The organism is Flavobacterium arundinis (genome assembly GCF_038289855.1).
GTDB lineage: Bacteria > Bacteroidota > Bacteroidia > Flavobacteriales > Flavobacteriaceae > Flavobacterium > Flavobacterium arundinis.
In genome coordinates, this window is the sequence record NZ_JBBYHR010000004.1 from 188,606 (window position 1) to 213,773 (window position 25,168).

Below are 25,168 nucleotides of genomic sequence, written 5' to 3' on the forward strand. Positions count from 1 at the left end.
TATTAGACAATTGCCTAAATTAGCCTTTGCAACCAACACAAAATATAACGTGAATATTACGATCAACAACGACATCCTTACTGCTACCATCAACCCGAGGGGAGCCGAACTGAATTCTTTAAAAGACACTACCGGCAACGAATACATGTGGGAAGGCAATCCTGACTTTTGGGGAAAACATTCGCCTGTATTATTCCCGATAGTAGGCACATTACGAAACAACAGCTACCTTTTTGAAGGAAAAACCTATGCTATGACACGCCACGGATTTGCCAGGGATAAAGAATTCGCCGTAAAAAGCCATAACGGACACAGCGTAGTTTTTTCATTATTATCCGATGATGATACAAAACGGTTGTATCCTTTTGATTTTGAGTTGGAACTCACCTACACGCTCGAGGGAAAAACGCTTCGTATCGACTACACCGTAAGCAATAAAAGCGGAGGTGATATGCCATTTTCTATAGGGGCGCACCCTGCTTTTGCCCTGCCCGGAAATTTTGAGGAGTACAGCCTGATCTTCGAAAACGACGAACAGCCCATAAGCACGCAGCTGGAAAACGACCTGCTATCTGACAAAACGATAACATTACCTGTTCAAAACAAGGTGCTCCCGCTTACTTATGAACTGTTTAAAAATGATGCGCTTATCCTGAAAAACCATACCTCACGCACGTTAGAGATCGTAAAGAATGGCGACCCTCTCCTGAAGGTGGCGTTCAGCGATTTTCCGCACCTGGGCATTTGGACAAAACAAAATGCGCCATTTTTATGCATTGAGCCATGGAAAGGATATTCAGACCCGCATGACGCTTCCGGCAATATTGTTGAAAAAGAAAGCATTACGATTTTAGCATCAGGGCAAAGTTTTCAGGCGGGTTTCAGCATTGTAATTTTACGTTAAAAAAAGCCTCGCCGCTACGCAACCAATCGCATAAAATATCATCTATAATAGAAAACCACTTTTATGAAGACGCTTAAAATAAAATTTATTGGATTTTTGATTGCCATATCGGCAATAACGGCATGCAGTGTTGATGATAACAATAACAACTATTGCTTTTATAACGGCCAGATGACATCACTCGAAGTGACCGGGCCTACTACCACTACCGTAAACGTGCCGATAACACTTAACGTGACATTCAGGGTTGCCAACAGTTGTGGAGCATTCAACCGTTTTGTACAAACCACTACGTTCCCAAAAAACATTGTCGCCCTTGTGGACTATTCGGGATGCCAGTGTACCGATACCCCTAGCGGATCGCTAACTAAGCCGTATACCTTTACTGCAACGGCAGCAGGGACCTATGAACTGAGGTTCTTACAGGAGAACAACCTGTATATCACCAGGACTATCACGGTTACAGAATAATTTTTCAGTTCAGCCAAAATAAAAAAATCTTCCGCCGGGAAGATTTTTTTTGTTATAGGCAGCCACAAGACTATTTCATTTTTGGCAATGCCCTTATATAAAGTTCCTCCACTTTTTTGCGGGCCCATTCGGTTTTTCGCAGGAAGGTGAGGCTGGACTTAATGCTTGGATCCTCATTAAAGCATTTTATCTTTATCAGCTCTCCAAGGGTATCGAAACCGTAAAAGCCTACGAGGTCTTCAAGGATCTTTTTGAGCGTAACGCCGTGCATTGGGTCTTTTGAAACTGGGTTTTCCATGGTGTAAAGATAATGATAAGGCGGGAAATATAAGATATGTCCCAATTTCTCAATAATAGTTATCTTCGTACCTATAATATCAGCTGCCCTAATGTTGGTATATGCATGGAAGAATTACTTTTTTAAATGAACAACCTGCTCGAAACTCCTATAGAATACCTCAAGGGCGTAGGCCCCGCACGCGGCGAACTGTTGCGTAAAGAACTCGGCATCCATAAATATGGCGACCTCCTGCACCTGTTTCCTAACCGTTATATCGACCGTACGCGCTATTACCGCATCAATGAGCTAATAAACAGTGGCGCGGAGGTACAGGTAGTGGGAAAAGTAATCAATATAAAAACAGTAGGTGAAAAGAAGGCACGCCTTGTGGCAACGTTTACCGATGGCACCGGTGAAATGGAACTGGTTTGGTTTCAGGGACAAAAATGGATCCGCGAGAACCTGAAGCTCAATACGCCCTATGTCATTTTCGGAAAGGCAAGCTCGTTTAACGGTGTGTTCAATATGGCACACCCTGAAATGGAACCACTTGCAGAGCATGAGCAAAGCCTTCGTTCAGCCATGCAGCCTTTTTATCCTTCAACCGAAAAGCTGGCACAGAAAGGAATTACCAATAAAGTAGTGAACAATATCATGCAGCAGCTGTTCCGGGAGACTCAGGCAAAGTTTTCAGACCCCCTCCCACCTGCCCTGATTCAGGAATTGCAACTGATACCGAAAAATGCAGCGTTATTCAACATTCATTTCCCGAAGAGCCATGAAATACTGGCACGGGCGCAGTTCCGCCTGAAGTTTGAAGAATTATTTTTCATACAATTGCAGCTCATTACCAAAAATCTCATCCGGAAGCACAAGATAAAAGGCCACCCTTTTACCCAGGTAGGCCACTACTTTAATGACTTTTATAATAACCACCTGCCCTTCGGCCTGACCAATGCGCAAAAACGCGTTATCAAAGAGATACGCAACGACATGGGGCAGCCCGCACAAATGAACCGCCTTTTGCAGGGTGACGTAGGATCCGGCAAGACGATTGTAGCCATGATGAGTATGCTGCTGGCGCTTGACAACGGTTTCCAGGCCTGCCTTATGGCGCCCACAGAGATACTCGCCAACCAGCATTTTACAGGGTTAAGCGAGTTAGCCAATCCATTAGGTATCAATATAAAGATACTAACCGGCTCAACCAAAACTTCAGAACGAAAAATCATTCATGAACAACTGGAAAGCGGCGAATTGCATATCATTATTGGAACCCATGCCCTGCTGGAAGATAAGGTGCAGTTTAAAAACCTGGGGCTTGCCGTTATAGATGAGCAGCACCGCTTTGGCGTAGAGCAGCGCAGCAAGCTGTGGCGCAAGAACGACATACCGCCACATGTGCTGGTAATGACTGCCACTCCTATTCCTCGGACACTGGCTATGAGCCTGTATGGGGACCTCGATATATCAGTCATTGATGAATTGCCGCCCGGCCGAAAACCTATACAAACGGTACACCGGTTTGATAGTAACCGTCTTAAGGTGTGGAAATTCCTGAAGGATGAGATTGCGAAAGGCCGTCAGATCTATATCGTGTACCCACTGATACAGGAAAGCGAGAAGATGGACTACAAAGACCTGATGGATGGCTATGAGAGCATTTCGCGTGATTTCCCATTGCCGCAATATAGCGTGAGTATCGTGCACGGGAAGATGAAGCCTGCCGAAAAAGACAGCGAAATGGCCCGCTTTGCTTCTGGAAAAACAAATATTATGGTTGCTACAACAGTGATTGAAGTAGGTGTGAATGTTCCCAACGCCAGTGTGATGGTTATAGAGAGCGCCGAGCGCTTTGGTTTGTCACAGCTGCACCAGTTACGCGGGCGTGTAGGACGTGGCGCCGAACAGAGTTACTGCATCCTGATGACCGGGCACAAGCTGGGCAACGATACCAAAACCCGCCTGGAAACCATGACCCGAACGAATGACGGCTTCGAGATAGCGGAGGTTGATCTGAAACTGCGCGGCCCAGGCGACATTATGGGGACACAGCAGAGTGGCGTACTCAACCTCCAGATTGCCGATCTTGTGAAAGACCGCGATATACTGATGCTTGCCCGTGAGCACGCCCTGAAGCTCCTTAAAGATGATGCCCCAATGGAAAAACCCGAGCATGCTGCGTTGCGCCATGCATTTATCGAAATGGGGAAAAAGAAGAATATTTGGAATTACATCAGCTAATTTGTGTTTTAGCTTATTACATAATCATTAAAGCTAAATCGCACATAAGGAAAGTACTATCAGATTTGCGGTGCTATAACAAAGACATTTTTTTGTATTAATTTTCTGTAAAGTTTGTAACATTCAGCAATTTAAAGCGTCATACCTGCGTTATCAAATCGAAAAAGAAAAATAAGAGATGTAAAATTGCAGGCTTTCCGGAAAATGCATAAATGTATCTGCGGAAAATAACGCAACTTTGCACACAATTCGTCAATCAATCAAAACAAACAAACCACATCATGATCTTACGAACGAAAGGCTATCTTACGGTATTCCTAATCATGTTCCTGGGCAGCGTATTTGCACAGGAAAAATTTACCCTTAGCGGTACCATTGCCGATGGCAGCAGTAACGAAACGCTCATTGGCGCAAGCGTTTACATTAAAGAGGTACAAAAAGCCGCCACAACTAACGAATACGGTTTCTTCTCTATTTCGCTCCCTCCCGGGACTTATACTGTCCAGATAAGCTATGTAAGCTTCGCCACGCAGGAAGAGACCATCGTACTGACCAGTAACGTGCGGAAGAACTTCAGCCTTACTTCAAGCAGCCAGGAATTACAGGAGGTTGTAATCTCGGGCGATCAAAGAAAAGCAGACATAAGGAAACCCGAAATGAGTGTTAACAGGCTGTCATCTGAAGAAATAAAGAAAATGCCGGTTGTAATGGGCGAAGTGGATGTACTGAAATCACTTCTTACCCTTCCCGGTGTAACCAATGCCGGCGAAGGCGCTTCGGGCTTTAACGTGCGTGGCGGTTCTGCCGACCAAAATCTTATCCTCCTGGACGAAGCCACTATTTTCAACTCCTCCCACCTTTTTGGTTTCTTTTCGGTTTTTAATGCGGATGCCATTAAAGACCTGAAATTATACAAGGGCGGCATACCGGCACGCTACGGCGGAAGGCTGTCATCAGTATTGGATATTTACCAGAAAGAAGGAAACAAGAAAGAATACCACATGACAGGCGGTATAGGTGCGATTTCGAGCCGCTTACTTGCAGAAGGGCCTATCGTTAAAGACAAGGCTTCGTTCCTTATAGGCGGAAGGGCATCCTATGCGCACCTTTTCCTTAAGCTCGCTGATAATGATAACTCAGCTTATTTCTATGACCTCAATACCAAGCTGAGTTATAACATTGGAAGGAATGATAATTTATACCTTTCGGGCTATTTTGGCCGCGACCTGCTGGACATCAGCGACAGCTTTAATAATGTATATGGAAATGCCGTGCTTAACCTCCGCTGGAACCACCTTTTCAGCGACAAGCTTTTCTCTAATACCAGCCTGATATACAGCGATTATTATTATGGCCTTGAGCTAGGCTTTATAGGGCTTAAATGGGATTCGGGTATCAAGAACTACAACTTTAAATACGACCTGAAGCACTACATCAGCGATAAATTCAAACTTAACTATGGCCTCAACACGATATACTATGATTTTAATCCCGGTACTATAACGCCTATGGGATCAGACTCTGCCATAAACCCGGACCAGCTTGAGAAAAAACATGCTTTTGAGCCTGCGGCTTATATTGATGCCGAACAGGAGCTAACCGAAAACATTACCGTAAGCTACGGGATTCGATACAGTATGTTTTACCGCCTTGGCAGCCAGACACTAAATACGTATGCCAACAACCAGTCTGTAACCTTTGACAATGAGCTTAAAATTTATGAAAAAGCTACCCCTACAGGTACAAGGACGTATGGCAGTGGCGAAACAATAGCTGATTTTAATAACTTTGAGCCCCGCGCTTCCATAGCCTATAAGCTTAATGATAACCAGTCGGTTAAGGCGAGCTACAACCGTATGGCACAATACCTGCACCTGATAACGAACACCTCTTCGCCTACCCCGCTGGACGTTTGGGCACCGAGCGACGATTTTGTAAAACCGGAATTGTTGGACCAGTTTGCAGTAGGTTATTTCAGGAATTTTAAAGATGATGCCTACACGCTGGAGGTAGAATCGTTTTACAAAAAGATAAAAAACAAGCTGGATTATATAGACGGTGCCGACCTGATTGCGAACAAAGCTATTGAGCAGGTACTGCTTAGCGGCAAAGCAAGGTCGTATGGCCTCGAAGTACTATTCAGGAAAAACCGGGGCGACCTCACAGGATGGGTATCCTATACCCTGTCACGATCAGAGCAGCAAACTCCGGGCAGGGCTCCCGGGGAAACCGGCATCAATAATGGCGAATGGTACAGGACGGGCTACGACAAGCTGCACAACCTTTCGGTCACAGGCAGCTACCAGCTTACTGATAAATGGTCATTCGGGACGATATTCGCGTTGCAGTCGGGCCAGGCAGCAACTTACCCTGTAGGGCAATACCAGTATGGCGGTGTAAACGTGCCTGTATTTGGCGGAAGGAACTCACAAAGGATGCCGATGTACCACCACCTCGATGTTTCGGCAACCTATACGCCAAAACCTGAGAAGAAAAAAGGCTGGCAGGGCGAATGGGTTTTCAGCATCTACAACCTTTATAACAGGCATAATGCGGCTTCAATTACATTCAGGCAGAATGAAGATTCCGGAAGGAACGAAGCTGTAAGGCTTTCTATTTTCGGCATTATCCCGAGCGTTACCTACAACTTTAAATTTTAATCCGATGAAAAACATAAAATATATACTACTGATATTGACCACATTTTTCTTTGCTTCCTGCGAAGAGGTAATAGATGTCGACCTTAATACAGCGCCGCCGAGGTTGGCGGTAGACGCCTCTATCGACTGGGTAAGAGGCACCGATGGCAGCGAACAGAAAATAACACTTACTACGACCGGAAGCTATTATGAAAATACAGTACCGGTAGCATCGGGCGCTACGGTATTTATTACAAACAGCACCAGTACGGTATTCGACTTTATTGAGATACCCGGCACAGGCGAGTATGTATGCACTAATTTTGAACCTGTTATTGGGGAAACGTATGTTTTAACAATTGTGTATGACGGAGAGACCTATACCGCATCTGAAAAACTATTCCCGGTACCCGAGATTGCGAGTATAGTACAGGATAACGAAGGCGGTTTTACAGGTGATAATATTGAGTTGAGGTATTATTTCCAGGACGATGGCGCTGAAAATAATTTCTATCTGGCCCGTGTCGACACGAATATATATCCCTTTCCTGAATATGGCGCAATTAAGGACGAATTCGAACAGGGTAACCTCATGTCCGCAATTGTATCTGATGAGGACTTTAAGGCCGGGGACTCTGTTGACTTTAAGCTGTATGGTATCTCTGAAAGGTATTACAATTACATGTCTATAATTATAAGCATGGTTGAAGGTGGTGCAGGAAGCGGCCCTTTCCAGACACCTCCTGTAAATGCGCGTGGCAATATTGTTAACCAAACAAATGAAAAAAACTTTGCTATGGGTTACTTCAGGCTGGGCGAAGTAGATGCTTCGAATTATGTAATTCAATAATAATTGCACGATATTTGTATATATTCAAAGTAAAACCATAAAGTGACTATAAAGCCTGCCATAACATTACAAGTATTGTTCCTATTGGCAGGCTTTCGTATGGTTGCCCAGCAGCCCCAATTCGATAGCATTTATAAAAATGACGGCAGCTACGGGCTTTCTGATTTTATAAATTACAAAGCAAATTTCATTCTCAATAAGGAATTTGAAAATGCAGACGAAATTGACGATGATTATTTCATTGTAAAAAAATCAGGGAAATATGGCGTTTACAACGAATCGAAGAAAAGCTCTTATGCCGAAGTAAAATATGATACTATTACGCCATACGGAAATTTCAGGCTGAATGGCAAAGTTGGAAACATCTTCTACGGTGATGAAATATCGAACCTGATTTTGGAGCATCCACGAGGTGTTATTTTTATTAAAGACGGAAGATACGGCCTGAAGAAAATATCGGGCGAGACCATCCTCAAAGCAGACTATGATGAAATCGTACCAAAGCAGTATGGATTATTCTTCTTCAGAAAAAAAGGCAAATGGGGTTTTGTGAATGCAGACCGGGACAATACGATGGTAAAATCGAAATTCGACTTCCTGATACAATATACCGACTTCGATACGCAATACCCAACTGTTATAGCCTATAATAATAAGGTTAAAACCATCTACAGCATATACGGACAGCTGTCAGGTAAAAAGCAAAAACCTGCAAAACAAAAACGTGAAATAAAGCGATATACGGAATTTACTAAAAGCTACTGGTTTGACGGCTGGATACCAAAGACGATGTTTTTTACAGATGGCAAAAAGAATGGTGTGAAAGATGTGTCCGGAAAGATTATTATTCCCGCGAAATACGACATGATCAATCCGATGATGGATGGCAATTACCTTGTTTCGAAAGATACGCTTCACGGAATGCTGGGCAGCAAAGGCGAAACCATTATACCCGTACTATATGGTGGCATTGGCCCGGTTAAAGGCGATGCGCTGAAGGACAACCTCTTTTATGTTTACAAACAGAATACAACATCTGTGTTCGATGCATTAGGAAATCAGCTGTATCCGTTTGATATTCAATATTCCGAAGGCGCGATGACAATGGATGACGACTACAAAAAAGTGTGCTTCCAGGTCATAGAAAATAAGATACTGGAAAAAGGAAAAAAAACAGATGAGTACGGCGAACCTCAGTTAAGTCAGGACATTTACAGCAAGGCACTCCTCCTGTATGAAAACGGAAAAATAACAAAGGTACTGGGCGATTGCACCGATATAAAATATACCGACTATTCTGATGCCTATATTGTAGCATATACCCAATATGGAAGCCCGCTTTATGGTTTTTACAGTCAAAAGACCGGTAAAAAAACCGATGCCGTTTACAAAGAATATATTGTGATTGGCAATGGGCGCATTGTGGCTAAAAAAGGTGAGAATTATGATACGTTATTGGACAGTACTATGATTGCCACGCCACTCACGGTAAATGTTATGGCCTACAGGAATGGCTACTACCTGGTAGATGACAATGGCATGATGCGGGTCATGGATGAAAATAATAACGTTTCCAAATTTGCGCACCCGAAATTAGAATATTTGGTTGATTTCAAGAACTTCAGTCATATTAGCCCCGAACTGGAAGCAACCTACTCAAAGGTTTTCAAATTCTATGATCAATCAGGGAAATGCGGGCTTATTGATGCCGATGGAAAAATTCTTTTTCCGGCGGGTGAATACGACGACTTATCTATAGCGTTGCGTAGCTTTGATGAGCCGTACCCGGCTCCGGAAAAGTCAAAAGTTATTGACAAATATGTTAACCGGATCATGGTTGCAAGGAGGCATACCGACAAAAATAATGCGGATACTGACCTATATTTTGAAGGCGAAAAGATCGCGTCTTTCAACACTTATAAATATTGGCAGCTAAAGTATAATGACATCACGGCAAATAACCAACTAATACTAAGACAGCCGGGGATAAAGCTGTACAACCTTGCAACACAAAAAATCGACCTGGAAACAAATGCCGATAATTTTAGCGAAGATGCGGATGGCGGATTTACGATTGTTTACGGCTATACAAAGCACCGCATCGAAAAATATAGTACGTCAGGAAAGCTGTTATCCGTAGACAGTATTTCCAACGACAAATTGTACAGGTATGAAAAGAGCAAGCCGACATACATTCATAACCAAAATGGCAAATACGGCCTGGTGAACGTGAAGGGGGAAATGGTTTCGCCATTTGTTAATGATACGTTGTCTACGTATGACTACCAGTATTATATTGCAGCACGGGGTAATAAAATGGGGATCACTACAAAAGAAAGCACTGTTATTCCCTTTGAATATGACGCAATAACCTACCATCCTTATAACTGGATGAATGAAGAAAAAGGCATTTATATCATAAAGAAAAACGGAAAGTTTGGCGTAGCAGATACTAATGCCCAAATACTCTTATCTGCCGAATATGATCATGCTTTCGCGAAAGGGGAATTTATTGTTGCTAATAAGCAGAAAGCTTTTTCTGTATTTGACAGGAGCGGAAAACTGCTCTTTAATTTAGAATGCGATACATTAGAGCCTTATACCATGGAACTGCTATATTTCACTAAAAACAGCAAGCAGGGCATTGTGCGAAACGACGGTAAAATACTGATGGAACCGTTATACAGGCAAATCGAGCAATTGGGTAAAGGCATTTACATTGCTGATGATGGCGGGTCAAAATTCATTGTGGGGCAAGATGGACAAAAACTGCTCACAGTTGCCCTGGGTTCAGCACGCATCATCACCTCTGAATATAAGCCTTTTGACATCACGGAAGATTTTCTGGCAGTGCAAAACACGCAAGGCAGATATGCGCTTTATTCATTAGCAATGAAAGAGCTGCTTCCTTTTGAATATGACAACATTGATAAAGTGGAGAACTTTAAATATGTCATTGTAGAAAAAGACCGGATGATGGGTGTTGTAACTGTTGACAATAAAACAGTTATCCCTGTTGAATATAAATACATCCGTTTTGAGGATGAATCCGGTTGCTTTGAAGCCGAAACAGACAAAGCGCGCCACCTGATATCTCCGGATGGGATCATATTGAGTGAAGAACTGGACGACTAGACTGTCTTTTGGAACGCATCCCTCGCCGTACCATCATTCACATAAATTACACCACAATACGCAAAGCCGTTTTTCTTTAAGAAGTTCTGCATTGGTATATTCCCATGGTGGGTATCTACCCTGACGTTGCCGATTTTTGAAAAAGCAAAATCGAACGAGGTTTTTGCGATTCCCTTTGCTTTCCTGCCGGAAGCGAGTCGGTGGATCACTCCATAAGGATCATCATTTAACCAGACACCTCCTTCTATAACTGCATAATTCGGGTCCGGGTCTTCCCCTGCCATAAAACAGAAATAGCCGACAACTTCTTCGCCGGCCAAACAAACGAATCCGTAGCCGTTATTGATATCTTCTAAAATAATCTCCTGCGAGGGATAGCCAACCCACTGCGTCATGTTGCCGCTTTCGCGCATTATCTGGCGGGCTTCGTCGATTATGGGCATTATGGTGTCGAGGTCTTGTGGGGTGGCTTGTCTTACGTGCACGATAGAATATTTATAGCTAAAATACTATTTTTATGAGGTTATACCACAAAGTCGAGCAAAGAAGACACAAAGATTCGCAAAGCTTTTTTAAGCTAAAGAAGACCTCTAAGTAATTTCTGTTAACGCAAAAATTTAAATCCGTTGAAATCCACATTATACACGTTATCCGCTGCCTGCCCAGCTTTAGCAGGGTTCCCTAAAATATATTACTTTTATATCCAAATTAAAAAGCATGTCATCACACCACATCGTCCGCGACGACCAGGAACCTGCACTCATCATTGCTAATGGGGCCGAATGTAGCAAAGAGCTTATGGGCCAGCTATTGGAATGGTCACCCCTCGTTATCGTGCTCGACAGCGCTATTGAACGCGTTATCAACCTTGGTGTAAAGGTTGATGTACTACTGGGCGATTTCGACCGTGGACTTGACCCTGAGCAATACCGCGAAATGCAATACCCTTTGGAAATTGTCTACACGCCTGACCAGGATAAGACCGACCTTGAAAAAGCTTTCGATTTCCTCGTTGACCGCAAGTTCCCTGCGGCCAATGTTATATGGGCTACCGGCCGCCGCGCCGACCATACCATTACCAACATCACGAATATAGTCCGCTATCGAGACAAGCTAAAGATAGTGGTACTTGACGACCATTCGAAAATATTCCTTTTGCCTAAAAAATTCGAGAAATGGTATCCGGCAAGTACTCCCCTTTCGCTGATACCTATCGGAAAGGTTTCAGGCATACATTCGAAAAACCTGAAATACGAACTGAATAATGATGAGCTTACCATTGGCTATCGTACAGGAAGCAGCAATGAAGCATTGGCTGACGGCATGGTAGCGATAGAGCACAATGAAGGCGACCTGCTGCTGATGGAGTGTTTTGATTGATGTATTATGACCCCTATAACTATGGAAACAATTATTTACAGAGACCGAAGAAACAGGGAAATATTGAATGAGAGTGCTATTTCTGATGACCTGGCGTATGATAAAGAATACTACATTGATGAGAAGCCGATAAAAACGGAATCGTACATTTATGGGAAATTTTCGGGGTTACAACTTTACCTCCAACTGTCGGATGCACCTGAGAAATTACTTAACCAGTTCAGGCATGTCGAAACTATAACGCTATACCAGCATCGTTTCAGCACAGGGATATATGATCTCTATGATGTTGATCATTTTGAATACCTTAAGCTCAAATATTCCAAGATCGAGGTACACAGCCCCAGAGGCCGTATAGCTGAATATTGGGTTTACCCTGCCAAATATTATGGCACGAATAGTAAAACGTTTAACATTCACCCAAAAGAGGAAGGGCAAAAGAAACAAATACAGGTCAGCTATCATGGCAGCGGGGATTTTAAAACAGCCTCAGTGCCGGGCGAGAAAAGCATAGGCAGCCTTGAGGAATTCATGTCCTCTGACCTGATCAGGAAATACGGGCTGGCTAAAAGGTACTATGCATCCCTGCTTCCGCTGATTCCGGATATGCAAAAACCCCTGCCACATAGAAAGGTGCGCTATGTCAGTGACTTTAATAATAAACCGCTCACACTGCAGGAGGCGTTAAACACTAAATATTACACCAAAAAGATATATGAGGATGATGTACTCATGCAGACTGATGAATATCTGGATGGTGAATTTTATAAACGTAAAATATATTTTTATGGAGAGGCTTATTCTAGAAAATCATTTCATGCCGATGCTAATAATGTCATTTATTTTAATCCTAAGGATGTTAATAATTATGTAGTATGGGAAGCCGAATATTTTAACCGCGAGGGTGAGTTTTCCAAAAGGTGGTATGAAGTCCGGGATCACGAAGGGACAAAAATTGCTGTGCAGCAGATAAGCCTGGAATCGGGCAAGGTGACTAAAACCAAAAAATACAGCAAGCAGTTTTATGACGATTCCGAAGGATACAAGCCGTTTACATATGATAAAGATGGCGCTATTTGCAAGAAAATTGAAATACATGATGGCTTTGGATCTGAAACTTACCTTATAAGCGAAATGAAAGAAAACGGTTTTTTCGATACCGAATATGGCCGCTATTTTCTGGAACCCGAACCGCTGATACCATCATTAAAAGGCCCTGAACGTGTTAAAGGAAATGTTGTTTATAAAAACCCTTTTGGAGGTGTTATAGATGAAACGGAAGCAAAACACCTGTATGAGTACTATAAGGAAACTTACCATAACGGGTTCCTGAAGAAGTCGCATCATCATGGTGCTTCAAGATGGTCCCTTGAGGTTTATGATGATACAGCTACCGACACTTCAAAAGCTTATGGATTATATTTTTATAATCTTAAAAATGTTAATGGGTACAGGGTGTATGATGCGTACGGAAAAGACCATTATAACGATGAACCCGTAACCGGAAATTTGGTACAAGACGCATACGGACGTGAAGTATCGCGCGTATTGCGTGGACACGGAAAAATACAATATGGCAGGAAAATATTGTATGACGGCTATATGCCGGTCCCATCAGGCAGTTCCCAAACCCATGTACTTTATGATGAAGATGGAAAAGTGAGCACATACAGGAAAGTCAGGACAAAAGACAATTCTGTAATAGAGTCGACCCGCAGCGCCTATGAATCCGCTAAATATTTTAAAAATGAAAAGATTGCTCAGGAATACTACAGGTCGCTTGACGAACTTATGCCGCCGCTGCCATTCGTTTCTGATAGCCAGCTGATAGAAAGGCCGGTCGCCTCTTATGACGACTCCAGGGGCATACGGAATATAACAGGGCTTTATACTGAGCAGGGAAAGCTCAGGCATATTATAGATGGGTATGATAAAAAATATTTTCTTCCGAAGGGCGAGGATATTGTTAATGCTATAAAGGCGCTCAAGCCTTATTCATATACGCATTTTTATTTTAACATTATTGAGAAAGGCAGCAATGTGTTTTGTCATTATGCGCATTTATCAGGCTTTTTGGTGCAGATGAGGATAAGCAAATATACTTACCAGGCTGATGTACGCATTACTCCCGATCAGCGTGAAATTACCGTGAGGCTCAGGGACCATCATAACAATACGAATTGGTATGATTTTTATAAGAATGACAAATTCATCCGTGGCACTTCTTTTCATTCAAAAGAACTTGCAAAGCAGCTTTTGCAGGCTATTTAAGTAAAAAAGGACGCTTTGAAAACTCAAAGCGTCCTTTTAAAGTTTCAGTAAGCCATTATTAATGCCCTGAAAGCAGGTACTCTTTAAAAGTATCTGTTTTCGGGTCTTCGAATATTACTTCGGGGCGGCCTTTCTCCACGATCTCGCCCAGGTACATGAAAGCCACATAGTCGGCCAGCCTTTTGGCCTGCCTTAGCGTGTGCGTTACCAAAACTATGGAGAATTCTTTACTAAGCTCTTTGAACTGCTCTTCGATCTTTCTGCTTGAGATCGGGTCTAATGCTGACGTTGGCTCATCCGCAAGGATAACCCTTGGCTGTATGGCAAGTCCGCGGGCAAGGCAAAGGCGCTGCTGCTGGCCTATGGAAAGCCCACTGGCAGGTTTTTTAAGCCTGTCTTTAACTTCACCCCACAGGGCTACTTTTTCAAGATAGTACTCTATGCGGCCATCCTGCTCGCTTTTATTTTTAATGCCTTTTAGCTTGAGTGCGTAGCGGATATTATCGGCAATGGTTCCCGGCAGCGGGTGCGGCCTTTGCGACAGCAACCCCATTTTCTGGCGAAGGTCGTATACATCTACTTTTTTATCGAGAATGTTCTCACCCTCGAACAACACTTCGCCTTCGGTACGGATATCCGGGTAGAGGTCGGTAAGCCTGTTGAAGGTTTTTAAAAGCGTTGTCTTACCACAACCCGAAGGGCCCAGCAATGCTGTTATACCCTTATCGCGGATATTCAGCTCCACATCTTTAAGGGTTTGCTGTTTGCCGTGCCAAAGGTTCAGGTGGTTTACATATATAAGGTTATGAAGCCCTTTCGCTTCGTCTTTCTTTATTATTTCCTGGTCAATAGGAAGCGCTTTATCTTCTATCATTGTATTCTGTTTTTTGAAAGTTTATTGCTGATCATCCTTGAGGCAACGCTTATCACCAATATGATCATTATCAGTACGGCTGCCGCTGCATAGGCACGCGCTTTTACTTCGGGTATTGGCGAGCTGAGCTGAAAGAACACTGCCAATGGCAATGTTGCGGCAGGCTCGTTAAGGCTTTCCGGGATATAGTCGGTATAGCCTGCCGTAAAAAGTACTGAAGCCGTATCGCCTATACCTTTTCCCAGCGCCAACAGGAATGCTGTTGTTACACCGGGCATGGATTGCTTTAATAAAAATCGGAACCCGGTCTCTCCTTTAAAGTAGCCTAATGACAGTGCCGATTCGTAAAGCCCTTTTGAAACGTACTGTATCGACTCGTCCATAGAGCGTATCATTACCGGGCTGATGAGCAATGCAACGGTTATGATGGCAGCAAGCAATGAGCTTTGCCACCCCAAAAGCAGCATCAGGTTAAACCCGAAGGCACCGTAAACGATAGCCGGTACGCCCAAAAGCACATCGAGCCACAAACGTATCTTTTTCTGCCATTTTGGATGCGAGAATAAGTAGGTATGGATAAAAAGCGTCGCCGGTATGCTGATAAGCAATGCAAGTAGTGAAGCGCCTATCGCAAGGTATAATGACCCGATAATCGCGTTCAGTATCCCGCCTTCTTTACCAAAGTAATACCCGCCTTTTGGAACTTCAGTCAGCATTTGCCAGTTGAGTGCAGGAATACCTTTGACAAAGATTCCGAAAATAATGCTGAACAGCACTATGACAATAGTTAGCGTAAACAGGAACAGTATTGCCTTTACAATTTTTTCTTCTAAATGTTTTTTCTTACTCATGGCTTAACTGCTTTTTAGGTGATAATGCCCGATTACCTTATGGGCAAAATAGTTGAACAGAATTACAATAATCAGCAGTATCAACGCTGAAAGCATCAGTGCTGAATCGTATTTTGGTATAGACATCATTTCGCCATAGTTGTTAGCTAATAATGCCGGCAGTGGGTAACCTGCATCAAATACGCTCTTAGGAATCTGGACAATATTACCCACCACCATCAGTACCGCAATGGTCTCACCAAAGGCCTTGCTGACCCCAAGCGTGAAGGATGCTATAATCCCGTGCTTTATCTTTTTGATGATAATATCCCTGATAGTCTGCCATTTACTGGCTCCCATCGAAAGTCCGGTTTCCATTAGTTCCATTGATACCGCTTCGAATAATTCAATCAGCATGTTGAGTACAAACGGTATGGTCGCCACGGCAATAACCACGCCTGCAGCAAAAACAGAATAGCCGGTAGCATTTTCTGCACCGGCTCCAGTTGCCCATTCTGATATAAGCGGGACTATGGTTATAATACCCCATAGCCCGAAAATGACCGAGGGGATACCTGCCAAAATATCGATTACCGTTCGCAATATCCGCTTGACCCACAACGGTGCGAATTGCGTGATGTAGATCGCTGCGGCAAGGCAGACAGGAATCATTAAGACCAATCCCGTAAGTGTAATGATTACGGAATTGACAATAAACGGCCATAAACCGAACTTACCCTGCATGGGCATCCAGTCGGATCCGAAAAGGACATCACTGAATAATCCCGGCGCAGAAACAATAGGCCAGGATTTGTAAAGCAAAGATGCCCCGATGGCAAATGGCAATATGATTATAATAAGCAACGCGAAGAGCATCCACGATTTCCTGAAATACTCCGCTATATATCTTCTTTTCGGCATTTAATTATATTTTTTTGATCTGCTTTTCAATATTATCTTTTTCAAGCAGTATGTAACCATTGCCCACTACGAAATTCTGCCCTTTAGTAAGTACCCAGTTAAGGAAAGCCTTAACAGCAGGCGATGCCGGCTTGCCTTTGGTAACAAGGAAAAGCTCACGTGCAGGTGGGGATGGGTATCTTCCGTCTGCAATGGCTTTAGTAATATCGCCAAGCGACTCATAGAAATTTTCTTCCGCATCGATCTTGCCATTGCCATTAACGTCTATAGGCAGCACTTCAAGGCCAGGATATTTTTTTCCGCTGTTGATATCATAAGCATATATCACGTTGTTGTAACCAATACCATTTTTGTCTTTCTTAACGGCATCGGCAAGGCCCGGGTCGCCAAAAACAGCGATACCTTTAAGCTCTTCCTGGGCTTTTCCGCCAAGGTATTTCGCCCATGTTTCAGCAGCGCCGGCAGCATCAGATCGTGTGTATACATTTACTTTTTCGTTCGATTTTTTCCAGTTTTGCTTTCCGTCTTTAAGGAACAATGCAGCGAGCTCATCGCGGGTAAGGCCTTCTGCTTTCAGTTGTGCCAACAATGGATTGCTTGCCGAGATAGTAGGGATAACCGCATCTTTGGTTACCGCAAAGCCATAAGCGCCCTGGTCGGTTTCGATCTTGCTTATCTCTTTTGAATACATGGCTATATCCGCAGCGCCATTAAGCATATCGGTCATGCCCTTTCCTGCCCCGCCGCCTGAAATGTTGAACTTCACATCCGGGTATTCTTTACGGAATTCTTCAGCCCATACATTTGCCAAAGGATAAAGCGCAAACGCACCGGACATCGTTATAGTACCTTCGATCTTTGCATTCCCGTCCTTGTCTTTTTCGGCCTCTTTTTTTCCGCATGAGTTTAATAAGCCACCCAGCATAAGAGCGGATAAAGCGATTGTAATTGTTTTTTTCATTTTGTTTGAATTTAAGGAGGATTATTACTTTTTATCTTTTTTTATGAATATGTCCAGAGCATTAAAAGTCAGCTCAATATACGCAAAATTTGAAGCACCTGCATGTTCCCCATTTGCAGCATCCTGCCTGTTTTGGACAAATTCGCCTGTTGAAAAATACATATAGCCTAAATTGGCATCCATGAATTTAAAAGGCTTAAACTGCAGCCTCGAATCAAATCCGTGACCAAGGAACTTGCCGCTCTGCCCTGTAGTATCACGGTTTCCTGTGCCTGCGAGCAGGTTATTGAAACGGTCTTTTGAGCTTTGAAGCCAGTAAAAACTGTAACCCATATCTATTTTATAGCCTTTTACCGGTTCAAATTCAAGCTTAAACTTTGGGGTCACAACGTTTTCCGGAATGATGTAGTCGTCGCCTGACCATGGCCTCGCAAACCCGTAGAAACGTTCGAATCTGTTCGTTTTATTATCATTGGGGTCTTTGTCACCTGTTACATATCCAAAGAATATGCTTACCCTTGACTTCCATGAATGCTGGAATTTATACCCTACTTCTGCCGTGATCATGTAAGCATCCTGCTTTTTACCCTGGTCATCACCGAACTGGTAGGTACCGGTTACATCATAGTTCCACGATTTATTTACCCACCCATAAAGGCGTACACCCGGAGAGTTTATCATACGATGGCCAATATTCCTGTCCTGCCTCAGCGCCATATAGTAAGGCTCTATGGTTATTACATCCGACCATTTTCTCCAGTGGCCAATGGCTGCGCCAAATTGCCGGTCGTTGTCGGCATAATCCCTGTCATCAATAACCCTTATGATAGGGCGAAGCGCAAGAAGGTCGAGCTGCCAGTCATTCTTATCCTGCCCTAAAGCAGCCCTGAAACCAAGGAAGTTATTGGTAGTATTCCTCCATAAATTCTGTCCAATAAGCCTCCTGTCCAGGAATTCGAAAGCCTGGCGGCCATACCTTATCATGAATGGGCGGTTGTTCCCCAGGGCATCCGTACCAAGCGCTTTTTTGAAATAAAGCTCGGCATAACCCTGTATCATTTCCCTCTTATTAACATCGCGGTTATCCAGCGGGTATTTGCCATTCGACCTATCGCTGTCCTGCATTTCCAGTACCAGCCTGAGCGGGTCGATAATGTTTTTAATGCCAATATAGAATTTACCTTTGTAAAGGATCGGATAGTCAGTACTATGGCTGTCGGGTCTCCTGATATCGTTATTCCTGTACTCGCCTCTAAACCTGTAATCGAGGCCTGCATCGAGCCATGTCAGCTTTTCGGCAATGCCGGATTGGCCAATATTACGAACGTAGCCTGGGGGATCAGTTTCCCTTTTGGTGCCATAGGTGCCGGCCTCAACATAGTATGATGTTTTTGCAGGTTTTTCTGTAACTACGACTGGTTCAGGCTTAACGGTATCGGTAACTGTTTCCTGTGCGGAGGCAATCCCAGCTACAAATAATGCAACGGAATTTAGAAATATACTATTCCGTTTATGATTACAGAAAGCAATCCTGACTAATCCTACCAATTTGATAGAATTAGTAGGAAAATATTCAATTTTCGTTTTCTTTTCGTAGTTTTTATCCATGCTTTATGTTAAATTTCGGCTAAAATAGTAATTCTACCAATACGATGGAATTTATTTTTAACATTTTCTGAAAATTTTTACCCGACAAATTTTATTTGCTAGTGTTTCATGGTCTTACTCAATAAATCGAATGACTTATATTTATAAGCAATTGACTTACAGTAAATAATATAGATTAACATCCAGAAAATGTAAAAAATCTGAAAGAGAAATTGAAATATTAAGTAATTGCAGGCTACGGTTCCAGAAAGGACTGAATGCTGGTTTCTTTCATTACCAAACGGGTTTGCTCCTTGATTTTCATGAACTCCCTACGCATGGTGCAGGTCACTTCATCATTACAGTCAGCACATTGCTGGTAATAATCGAATGCAACACAAGGGACAAGGGCTATAGCGCCATCAAAAAGCCTGTGTATATCGGCTACGGAAACTGATTCTGCCGGCTTAGTGATAAAATACCCTCCACCATAGCCTGTCTGACTGCCAACATAACCGGCACGCTTGAGCACAAGTAGTATCTGCTCGAGGAATTTTTTCGGGATATTTTCATCGGCTGCAATATCTGCTGTAAATACATTGCCTTTTCCCTGTTTTCTTGCAAGGTATATAAGCGCCTTCAGAGCATATTTACATTTTTTCGACATCATAGTCTGCAAATATACGAAACCGCTCACAAACCTCAATTTTTTCTGAACAAAACCCTTGTCCTTCCCGAAAATCAATATAGCTTCTCCCCTAGCCCTGATTGAAGCGGTATCCCCCGACTTTTTTCGGCGGGGATATAGCGGAAAGCAGGAACAGGGATGGCAAAAATGCGCATGCCTTTTGCTCCAACCCCCCTAACCCCAATGGGAGAATAGCTCCACTATTATCTATAAGTCCTCTCCCCCGGCCCCTCTCCCAAGGAGAGGGGAGCGAGACGTGCCGACAGTTACGTGTTAGACGACCAGTTACATTTTACTATACACAAAAATTGCGTTAGACGTTGCAGTGCAACGCCTCTACGGCGAAATCGACAAAGCCATGGGTTAAAACTGTAACTGCGACTGGAAACTAATTATTATCTTTGTAAAAAAGCCGAAAAGAAATGAAATTCAATGTAGTATCTGAGTATAAGCCGACCGGCGACCAGCCTGAAGCGATAAGGCAGCTGACGGAAGGCGTTAATGCAGGAGAGAAATTCCAGACCCTGCTCGGGGTGACGGGGTCGGGTAAAACGTTTACCATGGCCAATGTGATTGAGAATGTTCAGAAACCCACGCTGGTATTGGCGCATAACAAGACGCTGGCGGCACAGCTGTATAGCGAGTTTAAGCAATTTTTCCCGAACAATGCGGTGGAGTATTTCGTGTCGTATTACGACTATTACCAGCCTGAAGCCTACATACCTGTGACGGGGCTTTATATAGAAAAAGACCTTTCGATAAACGAGGAGCTCGAGAAGATGCGCCTCAGCACCACCTCTTCCCTCCTCTCCGGACGCCGCGATATTATTGTAGTCGCGTCGGTGTCGTGCCTGTACGGTATCGGTAACCCCGTTGAGTTCCAAAAGAATGTGGTCTCTATAAAACGCGGCGAGATGATATCGCGTACCAAACTGCTGCACCGCCTTGTGCAAAGCCTTTATGCCCGTACGGAAGCCGACTTTACGCCCGGTACCTTCCGCATTAAAGGCGATACCGTGGAGGTATTCCCAAGTTATGGCGATGAGCCGTTCCGAATCCACTTTTTTGGGGATGAGATAGAAGAGATAGAAGCTTTTGACAAAGCCAATTCGAAAGTGCTTGAGAAATACGACCGCCTGAATATCTACCCGGCCAACATGTTCGTTACCAGTCCGGATGTGCTGCAAAGCGCCATTTGGGACATACAGCAGGATCTGGTAAAACAGGTAGATTATTTTAAAGAAATAGGCAAGCACCTGGAGGCCAAGCGCCTCGAGGAGCGTACTAACTTTGACCTGGAGATGATTCGTGAACTGGGTTATTGCTCAGGTATCGAGAATTACTCGCGCTACCTCGACCGCAGGCTGCCCGGCACACGCCCGTTTTGCCTGCTGGATTATTTCCCGAAAGACTTCCTGATGGTTATTGACGAAAGCCACGTGACCGTAAGCCAGGTGCATGCGATGTACGGTGGTGACCGTTCGCGTAAGGAGAATTTGGTGGAATTTGGTTTCCGCCTGCCTGCCGCGATGGACAACCGTCCGCTGAAATTTGAGGAGTTCGAGGCCATGCAAAACCAGGTGGTTTACGTGAGCGCCACCCCTGCCGATTATGAATTACAAAAAAGTGGCGGTGTCTATGTAGAACAGATCATACGGCCTACCGGGCTTCTTGACCCAATTATCGAGATACGCCCGAGCCTGAACCAGATAGATGACCTTATTGAAGAGATACAGCAGCGCGTGGAAGTTGATGAGCGTGTGCTCGTAACCACCCTGACAAAGCGTATGGCCGAAGAGCTTGCCAAGTACCTGACGAAAGTTTCCATACGTTGCCGATACATCCACAGCGAGGTGGATACGCTGGAACGCGTGGAGATTATGCAGGACCTGAGAAAGGGTATTTTTGATGTGCTCATCGGGGTGAACCTGCTGCGGGAGGGATTGGACTTACCCGAAGTTTCATTGGTAGCGATACTGGATGCCGACAAGGAAGGCTTCCTGCGCTCGAACCGCTCCCTGACGCAAACCGTAGGCCGTGCCGCGCGTAACGTAAACGGCAAAGCCATAATGTATGCCGACAAGATAACGGACAGTATGCAGCGCACCATTGACGAGACCAACTACAAACGCGAAAAGCAACACAGCTACAATATTGAGCATGGCCTGGTACCAATGGCGCTGAACAAGAAAATCGAGAACAGCACCCTCGGCAGAAGCGAGGCCTACAAGCTGGAGCACGCCCCAAAGATCGCCGCTGAACCCGACACTACCTATATGGCGAAAGGCGATATCGAAAAGATCATTCGCGATAAGCGCAAGTCTATGGAGAAAGCAGCGAAAGAATTGGACTTTTTACAGGCTGCGAAGTTGAGGGATGAGATAAAGGCGTTGCAGGAGAAGGTTTAGATATGAGAACTCTTGAAGAATTAGCGGAAAAAGAACAGTACCTTTTATCTAACATTGATAGCGTGCAAGGAACAATGGAAGAAAAATACCATTTACTCAAGGAAGCAGGTGTTTTCGACCAGTTTAAAAACATTCATGTGCATTATGCCGCTATGTGTGGTAAAGATCTTGAAGCGCTCAAACGGGCTGTCTTTCTTATGTGGTATAGTAGAGTAGAACCTGCATTTCTTTCGGGCATCAATGAACTGGATTTGGATAGTGTCTCTAAAACCATGGAATCGCTAAACGACTGTCTGAAAAATAGCATTATCGATTCTGAATTGGAATGGATGATAAATTATTACTCTAACTGGGGATACTTGTTCGAAGACTTCAAACATTTGGATTCAATTAATGAGTTCCTATTAAAAGAACCTGAAGAATCAAAATTACCTCTGTCAATAAATCAGGATATAATGAAGAACCGTGGGCAGATGGGACGCTATTGGAATTCACTCAATCGATTTGAATAATTTTTACTAAAAGCTGTAAACTACTATATGAAACTCACCTTGCTCCAAAAAACTCCCCCACTGGGCACTAGCGAACTCTCAGAATATGAAATTCAGGAATAACATATTACTCTAACCAATAATAATTTAAACGTTTGAATTAAATTATATTTATGCAAACAATTAAAGAAAAAATACAAATTAGGCATGGAGGCTATTGAATCAAAACTTAATAAAATTATAACAACGGTTATTAGTAACATACCATCAGCCGGATGGGAGAATTTTTCCCTGAATATATGTGCCCTAAACAAAATGCTCTCAATGGAAGCATTTTATGAAGAAAAAGGTGCATTTATATCTTTTGACCCGGAAGCCAGGGGTGAAGATATCATGATGGAATTTAAAAGTCTAAGGGAGATCATGTATAATGTAAGCCCGAACAAAGGAGCTTGGTATTCTGCGTCTTTTACCATAACAAATGACCATAAATTACAGGCACATTTCAATTATGATGATAAGCCCGAATTTACGTATGAACCCAGTAAGGAAAAATTTATTGATGACCTAAATGTTTTCCCCCGGGAAAAAGCATTAATTCCCGACTGGCTCGACGCTATAGTTAATTCTTAATGCTCATGCCAGCATCATTGGCAAACCAATAAAAAATGGAACTCTCTTTCCCCTCAACCACCATAGCCCATCTCCAGTCCGATCACATCCTCCACGATGCACAGGAAGCCGCAGAACTGTTGATGAACTGTCATTACCAGGGTGCGGACAGTCTTATCATTCGCGAAGAAAACCTTACTCCCATTTTTTAGAAGAGCTGGAGAAATAATTAGTTTAAATAAAATACAATGCAACCTGAAGAACTATTTAAAATAACGATCACTGACACCTCTGTAAAGGCAGAGCATCCCAAAAGGAAAACCGAAGAGATAAGGTGGGAGGCTATTAACGTGATAAAATTGATAAACACCGACCAGGGGCCGTGGCTGCCCGATGTTTGGCTGGCACTGCTGGGCGATAATCACGGCTGCCTGATACCGCAGGGTGCAGAAGGTTTTGATGCCGTGTATCAAATTGTTTCAAAATACCCCGGATTCCGTTTTGAAAATGTGATGGAATCGATGCAATGTACCGGGAATGCTGAATTTTTGTTATGGGCTAAAGATCCTGATTGATATTTTACGAAAAATGGTATGGTTTTTATTAACTTGCTGTCATATAGCCAATACAAACATAAACCATGAAAGAACAAGCCAAACGAACATTAGAATTATCACGCGGGCACCTCGCGACCCTTAGCAACGAACTGATATCCGACCTTAACGAACTTGTGGCCGGCAGCTGGGGTATTACCGATCCCGACGAAGAAGAAGAGGTTGCATCTGTTGATATTGAAATATTTGCCCAGGGCTATGCGCTTGCGGCATATCCCATGGACGACTATGACTCACAGCTCGGGTACAAACCATTATTAACCAATCTTCCCGGCGGCCCGCTGGGAGACAGTGAATTCTGCCTTGATGGCGACATTTACGATTTCGATAATGAAGAGGACATGAAAGAGATGAATGAATTCGATAAAGCACAGAACGACCTGTTTTTCGAATGGTTCCTTGAGTGCTGGAAACAAGTTGATACTTCGGATCTTGAAACACCTATGACTATATCGTTCCACGACAGTTTCCGTTCGTACGACCTTGTCAACCAAAAATGGACTAAGTAAATTCAGTCCCTTTTATAAAGCCATGTCATATTTATAAACAAAAAAACTGCTCCGTTACCGGGGCAGTTGTAGTATAGTTCGCTGCTGTTTAGTTAAAGTGCAGCGTGATCATTTCGATAAGCTTTTCATCGCTCATTTTATTGGAAGTGCTTTCGCTGGATGCAGCGTTTTTGTACTGCGGCGTATCGGCAAGGAATTTCATGAACTGCTCCTGCGCATCGCCGGTACCTGTAAGATGTATCTCATCCACATTCTGCATTAAGGCTGCAATCTCCTTAAAGAACTTGTGGGTTAAGGCGATATTTTCGTTGTTAAATGATTTTTCACTTGAATTTGGCGATGCGCCATCATTGGTTACATGGCCCAGGACTACGAAGTCGCCTTCGCCTAATGTTCCCTTGCCTACCACCGTTGCATGGTGGTTATCCATCCATACGCCAAACTGTTTCTTATCAGACATAATATATAATTTTTATAAAGATACACCCATTAAAGGCTA

22 protein-coding genes are annotated in these 25,168 nt (G+C 43.5%); 13 read left to right on the forward strand and 9 right to left on the reverse strand.

The window, feature by feature from the left end:
• The first annotated feature begins 49 nt into the window (after positions 1–49).
• Positions 50–904, forward strand: a complete 855-nt coding sequence (locus tag AAEO56_RS09090; protein WP_341696730.1) for an aldose 1-epimerase family protein — start codon at positions 50–52, stop codon at positions 902–904.
• A gap of 63 nt (positions 905–967) precedes the next feature.
• A complete protein-coding gene (locus tag AAEO56_RS09095; RefSeq protein ID WP_341696731.1) occupies positions 968–1,375 on the forward strand; it encodes a hypothetical protein in 408 nt (135 codons plus the stop codon).
• Between the two features lie 70 nt (positions 1,376–1,445).
• Here AAEO56_RS09095 and AAEO56_RS09100 read toward each other — a convergent pair whose 3' ends face one another.
• Positions 1,446–1,673: a VF530 family protein gene (locus AAEO56_RS09100; RefSeq protein ID WP_341696732.1), complete on the reverse strand. Its 228-nt coding sequence runs from the start codon at positions 1,671–1,673 to the stop codon at positions 1,446–1,448.
• Positions 1,674–1,799: 126 nt separating this feature from the next.
• Between AAEO56_RS09100 and recG the strand changes: the two genes are divergently transcribed.
• The 4 genes from recG (at position 1,800) to AAEO56_RS09120 (ending at position 10,523) form a co-directional block, all read left to right on the forward strand.
• Entirely contained in the window at positions 1,800–3,899 is a 2,100-nt protein-coding gene (recG, locus tag AAEO56_RS09105; protein WP_341696733.1) for an ATP-dependent DNA helicase RecG, read from the forward strand.
• Positions 3,900–4,180: 281 nt separating this feature from the next.
• Positions 4,181–6,559 (forward strand): TonB-dependent receptor, encoded by a 2,379-nt coding sequence (locus AAEO56_RS09110; RefSeq protein WP_341696734.1) that lies wholly within the window; start codon positions 4,181–4,183, stop codon positions 6,557–6,559.
• Between the two features lie 4 nt (positions 6,560–6,563).
• Positions 6,564–7,388, forward strand: coding sequence for a DUF4249 domain-containing protein (locus AAEO56_RS09115; RefSeq protein ID WP_341696735.1), 825 nt, complete (start codon positions 6,564–6,566; stop codon positions 7,386–7,388).
• Between the two features lie 42 nt (positions 7,389–7,430).
• On the forward strand, positions 7,431–10,523 hold the full coding sequence (locus AAEO56_RS09120) for a WG repeat-containing protein (RefSeq protein ID WP_341696736.1): 3,093 nt from the start codon (positions 7,431–7,433) through the stop codon (positions 10,521–10,523).
• Here AAEO56_RS09120 and AAEO56_RS09125 read toward each other — a convergent pair.
• Positions 10,520–11,008, reverse strand: coding sequence for a GNAT family N-acetyltransferase (locus tag AAEO56_RS09125; protein WP_341696737.1), 489 nt, complete (start codon positions 11,006–11,008; stop codon positions 10,520–10,522). The two genes, AAEO56_RS09120 and AAEO56_RS09125, sit on opposite strands and share 4 nt — an antisense overlap.
• A gap of 232 nt (positions 11,009–11,240) precedes the next feature.
• Between AAEO56_RS09125 and AAEO56_RS09130 the strand changes: the two genes are divergently transcribed.
• Together AAEO56_RS09130 and AAEO56_RS09135 are read left to right on the forward strand one after the other, a co-directional pair.
• Entirely contained in the window at positions 11,241–11,903 is a 663-nt protein-coding gene (locus AAEO56_RS09130) for a thiamine diphosphokinase (RefSeq protein ID WP_341696738.1), read from the forward strand.
• Between the two features lie 21 nt (positions 11,904–11,924).
• Positions 11,925–14,174 carry a hypothetical protein gene (locus AAEO56_RS09135; RefSeq protein ID WP_341696739.1) on the forward strand — a complete coding sequence of 750 codons (2,250 nt, stop codon included), beginning with the start codon at positions 11,925–11,927 and terminating at the stop codon, positions 14,172–14,174.
• A 58-nt stretch (positions 14,175–14,232) separates the two neighbouring features.
• On the opposite strand, the gene AAEO56_RS09140 is transcribed toward AAEO56_RS09135, so the two are convergent.
• The 6 genes from AAEO56_RS09140 to AAEO56_RS09165 all read right to left on the reverse strand — a co-directional run bounded on the left by AAEO56_RS09140 (position 14,233) and on the right by AAEO56_RS09165 (position 20,017).
• Positions 14,233–15,048: a phosphate ABC transporter ATP-binding protein gene (locus tag AAEO56_RS09140; RefSeq protein ID WP_341696740.1), complete on the reverse strand. Its 816-nt coding sequence runs from the start codon at positions 15,046–15,048 to the stop codon at positions 14,233–14,235.
• A complete protein-coding gene (locus AAEO56_RS09145) occupies positions 15,045–15,899 on the reverse strand; it encodes a PstA family ABC transporter permease (protein WP_341696741.1) in 855 nt (284 codons plus the stop codon). The genes AAEO56_RS09140 and AAEO56_RS09145 overlap by 4 nt, the downstream gene beginning before the upstream one ends.
• Positions 15,900–15,902: 3 nt before the next feature.
• The gene (pstC, locus tag AAEO56_RS09150; protein WP_341696742.1) at positions 15,903–16,799 is read right to left on the reverse strand and encodes a phosphate ABC transporter permease subunit PstC; all 897 of its coding nucleotides are present in this window, start codon (positions 16,797–16,799) and stop codon (positions 15,903–15,905) included.
• 4 nt (positions 16,800–16,803) lie between these two features.
• Entirely contained in the window at positions 16,804–17,760 is a 957-nt protein-coding gene (locus AAEO56_RS09155; protein WP_341696743.1) for a PstS family phosphate ABC transporter substrate-binding protein, read from the reverse strand.
• 24 nt (positions 17,761–17,784) lie between these two features.
• On the reverse strand, positions 17,785–19,368 hold the full coding sequence (locus tag AAEO56_RS09160; protein ID WP_341696744.1) for an alginate export family protein: 1,584 nt from the start codon (positions 19,366–19,368) through the stop codon (positions 17,785–17,787).
• Positions 19,369–19,603: 235 nt separating this feature from the next.
• Positions 19,604–20,017, reverse strand: coding sequence for an RrF2 family transcriptional regulator (locus AAEO56_RS09165; RefSeq protein WP_341696745.1), 414 nt, complete (start codon positions 20,015–20,017; stop codon positions 19,604–19,606).
• A gap of 440 nt (positions 20,018–20,457) precedes the next feature.
• Between AAEO56_RS09165 and uvrB the strand changes: the two genes are divergently transcribed.
• The 5 genes from uvrB (at position 20,458) to AAEO56_RS09190 (ending at position 24,669) form a co-directional block, all read left to right on the forward strand.
• Entirely contained in the window at positions 20,458–22,443 is a 1,986-nt protein-coding gene (uvrB, locus tag AAEO56_RS09170; protein WP_341696746.1) for an excinuclease ABC subunit UvrB, read from the forward strand.
• Positions 22,444–22,445: 2 nt separating this feature from the next.
• Positions 22,446–22,955 (forward strand): hypothetical protein, encoded by a 510-nt coding sequence (locus tag AAEO56_RS09175; protein WP_341696747.1) that lies wholly within the window; start codon positions 22,446–22,448, stop codon positions 22,953–22,955.
• A gap of 186 nt (positions 22,956–23,141) precedes the next feature.
• Positions 23,142–23,567, forward strand: coding sequence for an antitoxin YezG family protein (locus AAEO56_RS09180; protein ID WP_341696748.1), 426 nt, complete (start codon positions 23,142–23,144; stop codon positions 23,565–23,567).
• A gap of 227 nt (positions 23,568–23,794) precedes the next feature.
• Positions 23,795–24,121: a hypothetical protein gene (locus AAEO56_RS09185; RefSeq protein ID WP_341696749.1), complete on the forward strand. Its 327-nt coding sequence runs from the start codon at positions 23,795–23,797 to the stop codon at positions 24,119–24,121.
• 65 nt (positions 24,122–24,186) lie between these two features.
• A complete protein-coding gene (locus AAEO56_RS09190; protein ID WP_341696750.1) occupies positions 24,187–24,669 on the forward strand; it encodes a hypothetical protein in 483 nt (160 codons plus the stop codon).
• 88 nt (positions 24,670–24,757) lie between these two features.
• On the opposite strand, the gene AAEO56_RS09195 is transcribed toward AAEO56_RS09190, so the two are convergent.
• Positions 24,758–25,129 carry a hypothetical protein gene (locus tag AAEO56_RS09195; protein WP_341696751.1) on the reverse strand — a complete coding sequence of 124 codons (372 nt, stop codon included), beginning with the start codon at positions 25,127–25,129 and terminating at the stop codon, positions 24,758–24,760.
• Positions 25,130–25,168 lie beyond the last annotated feature (39 nt).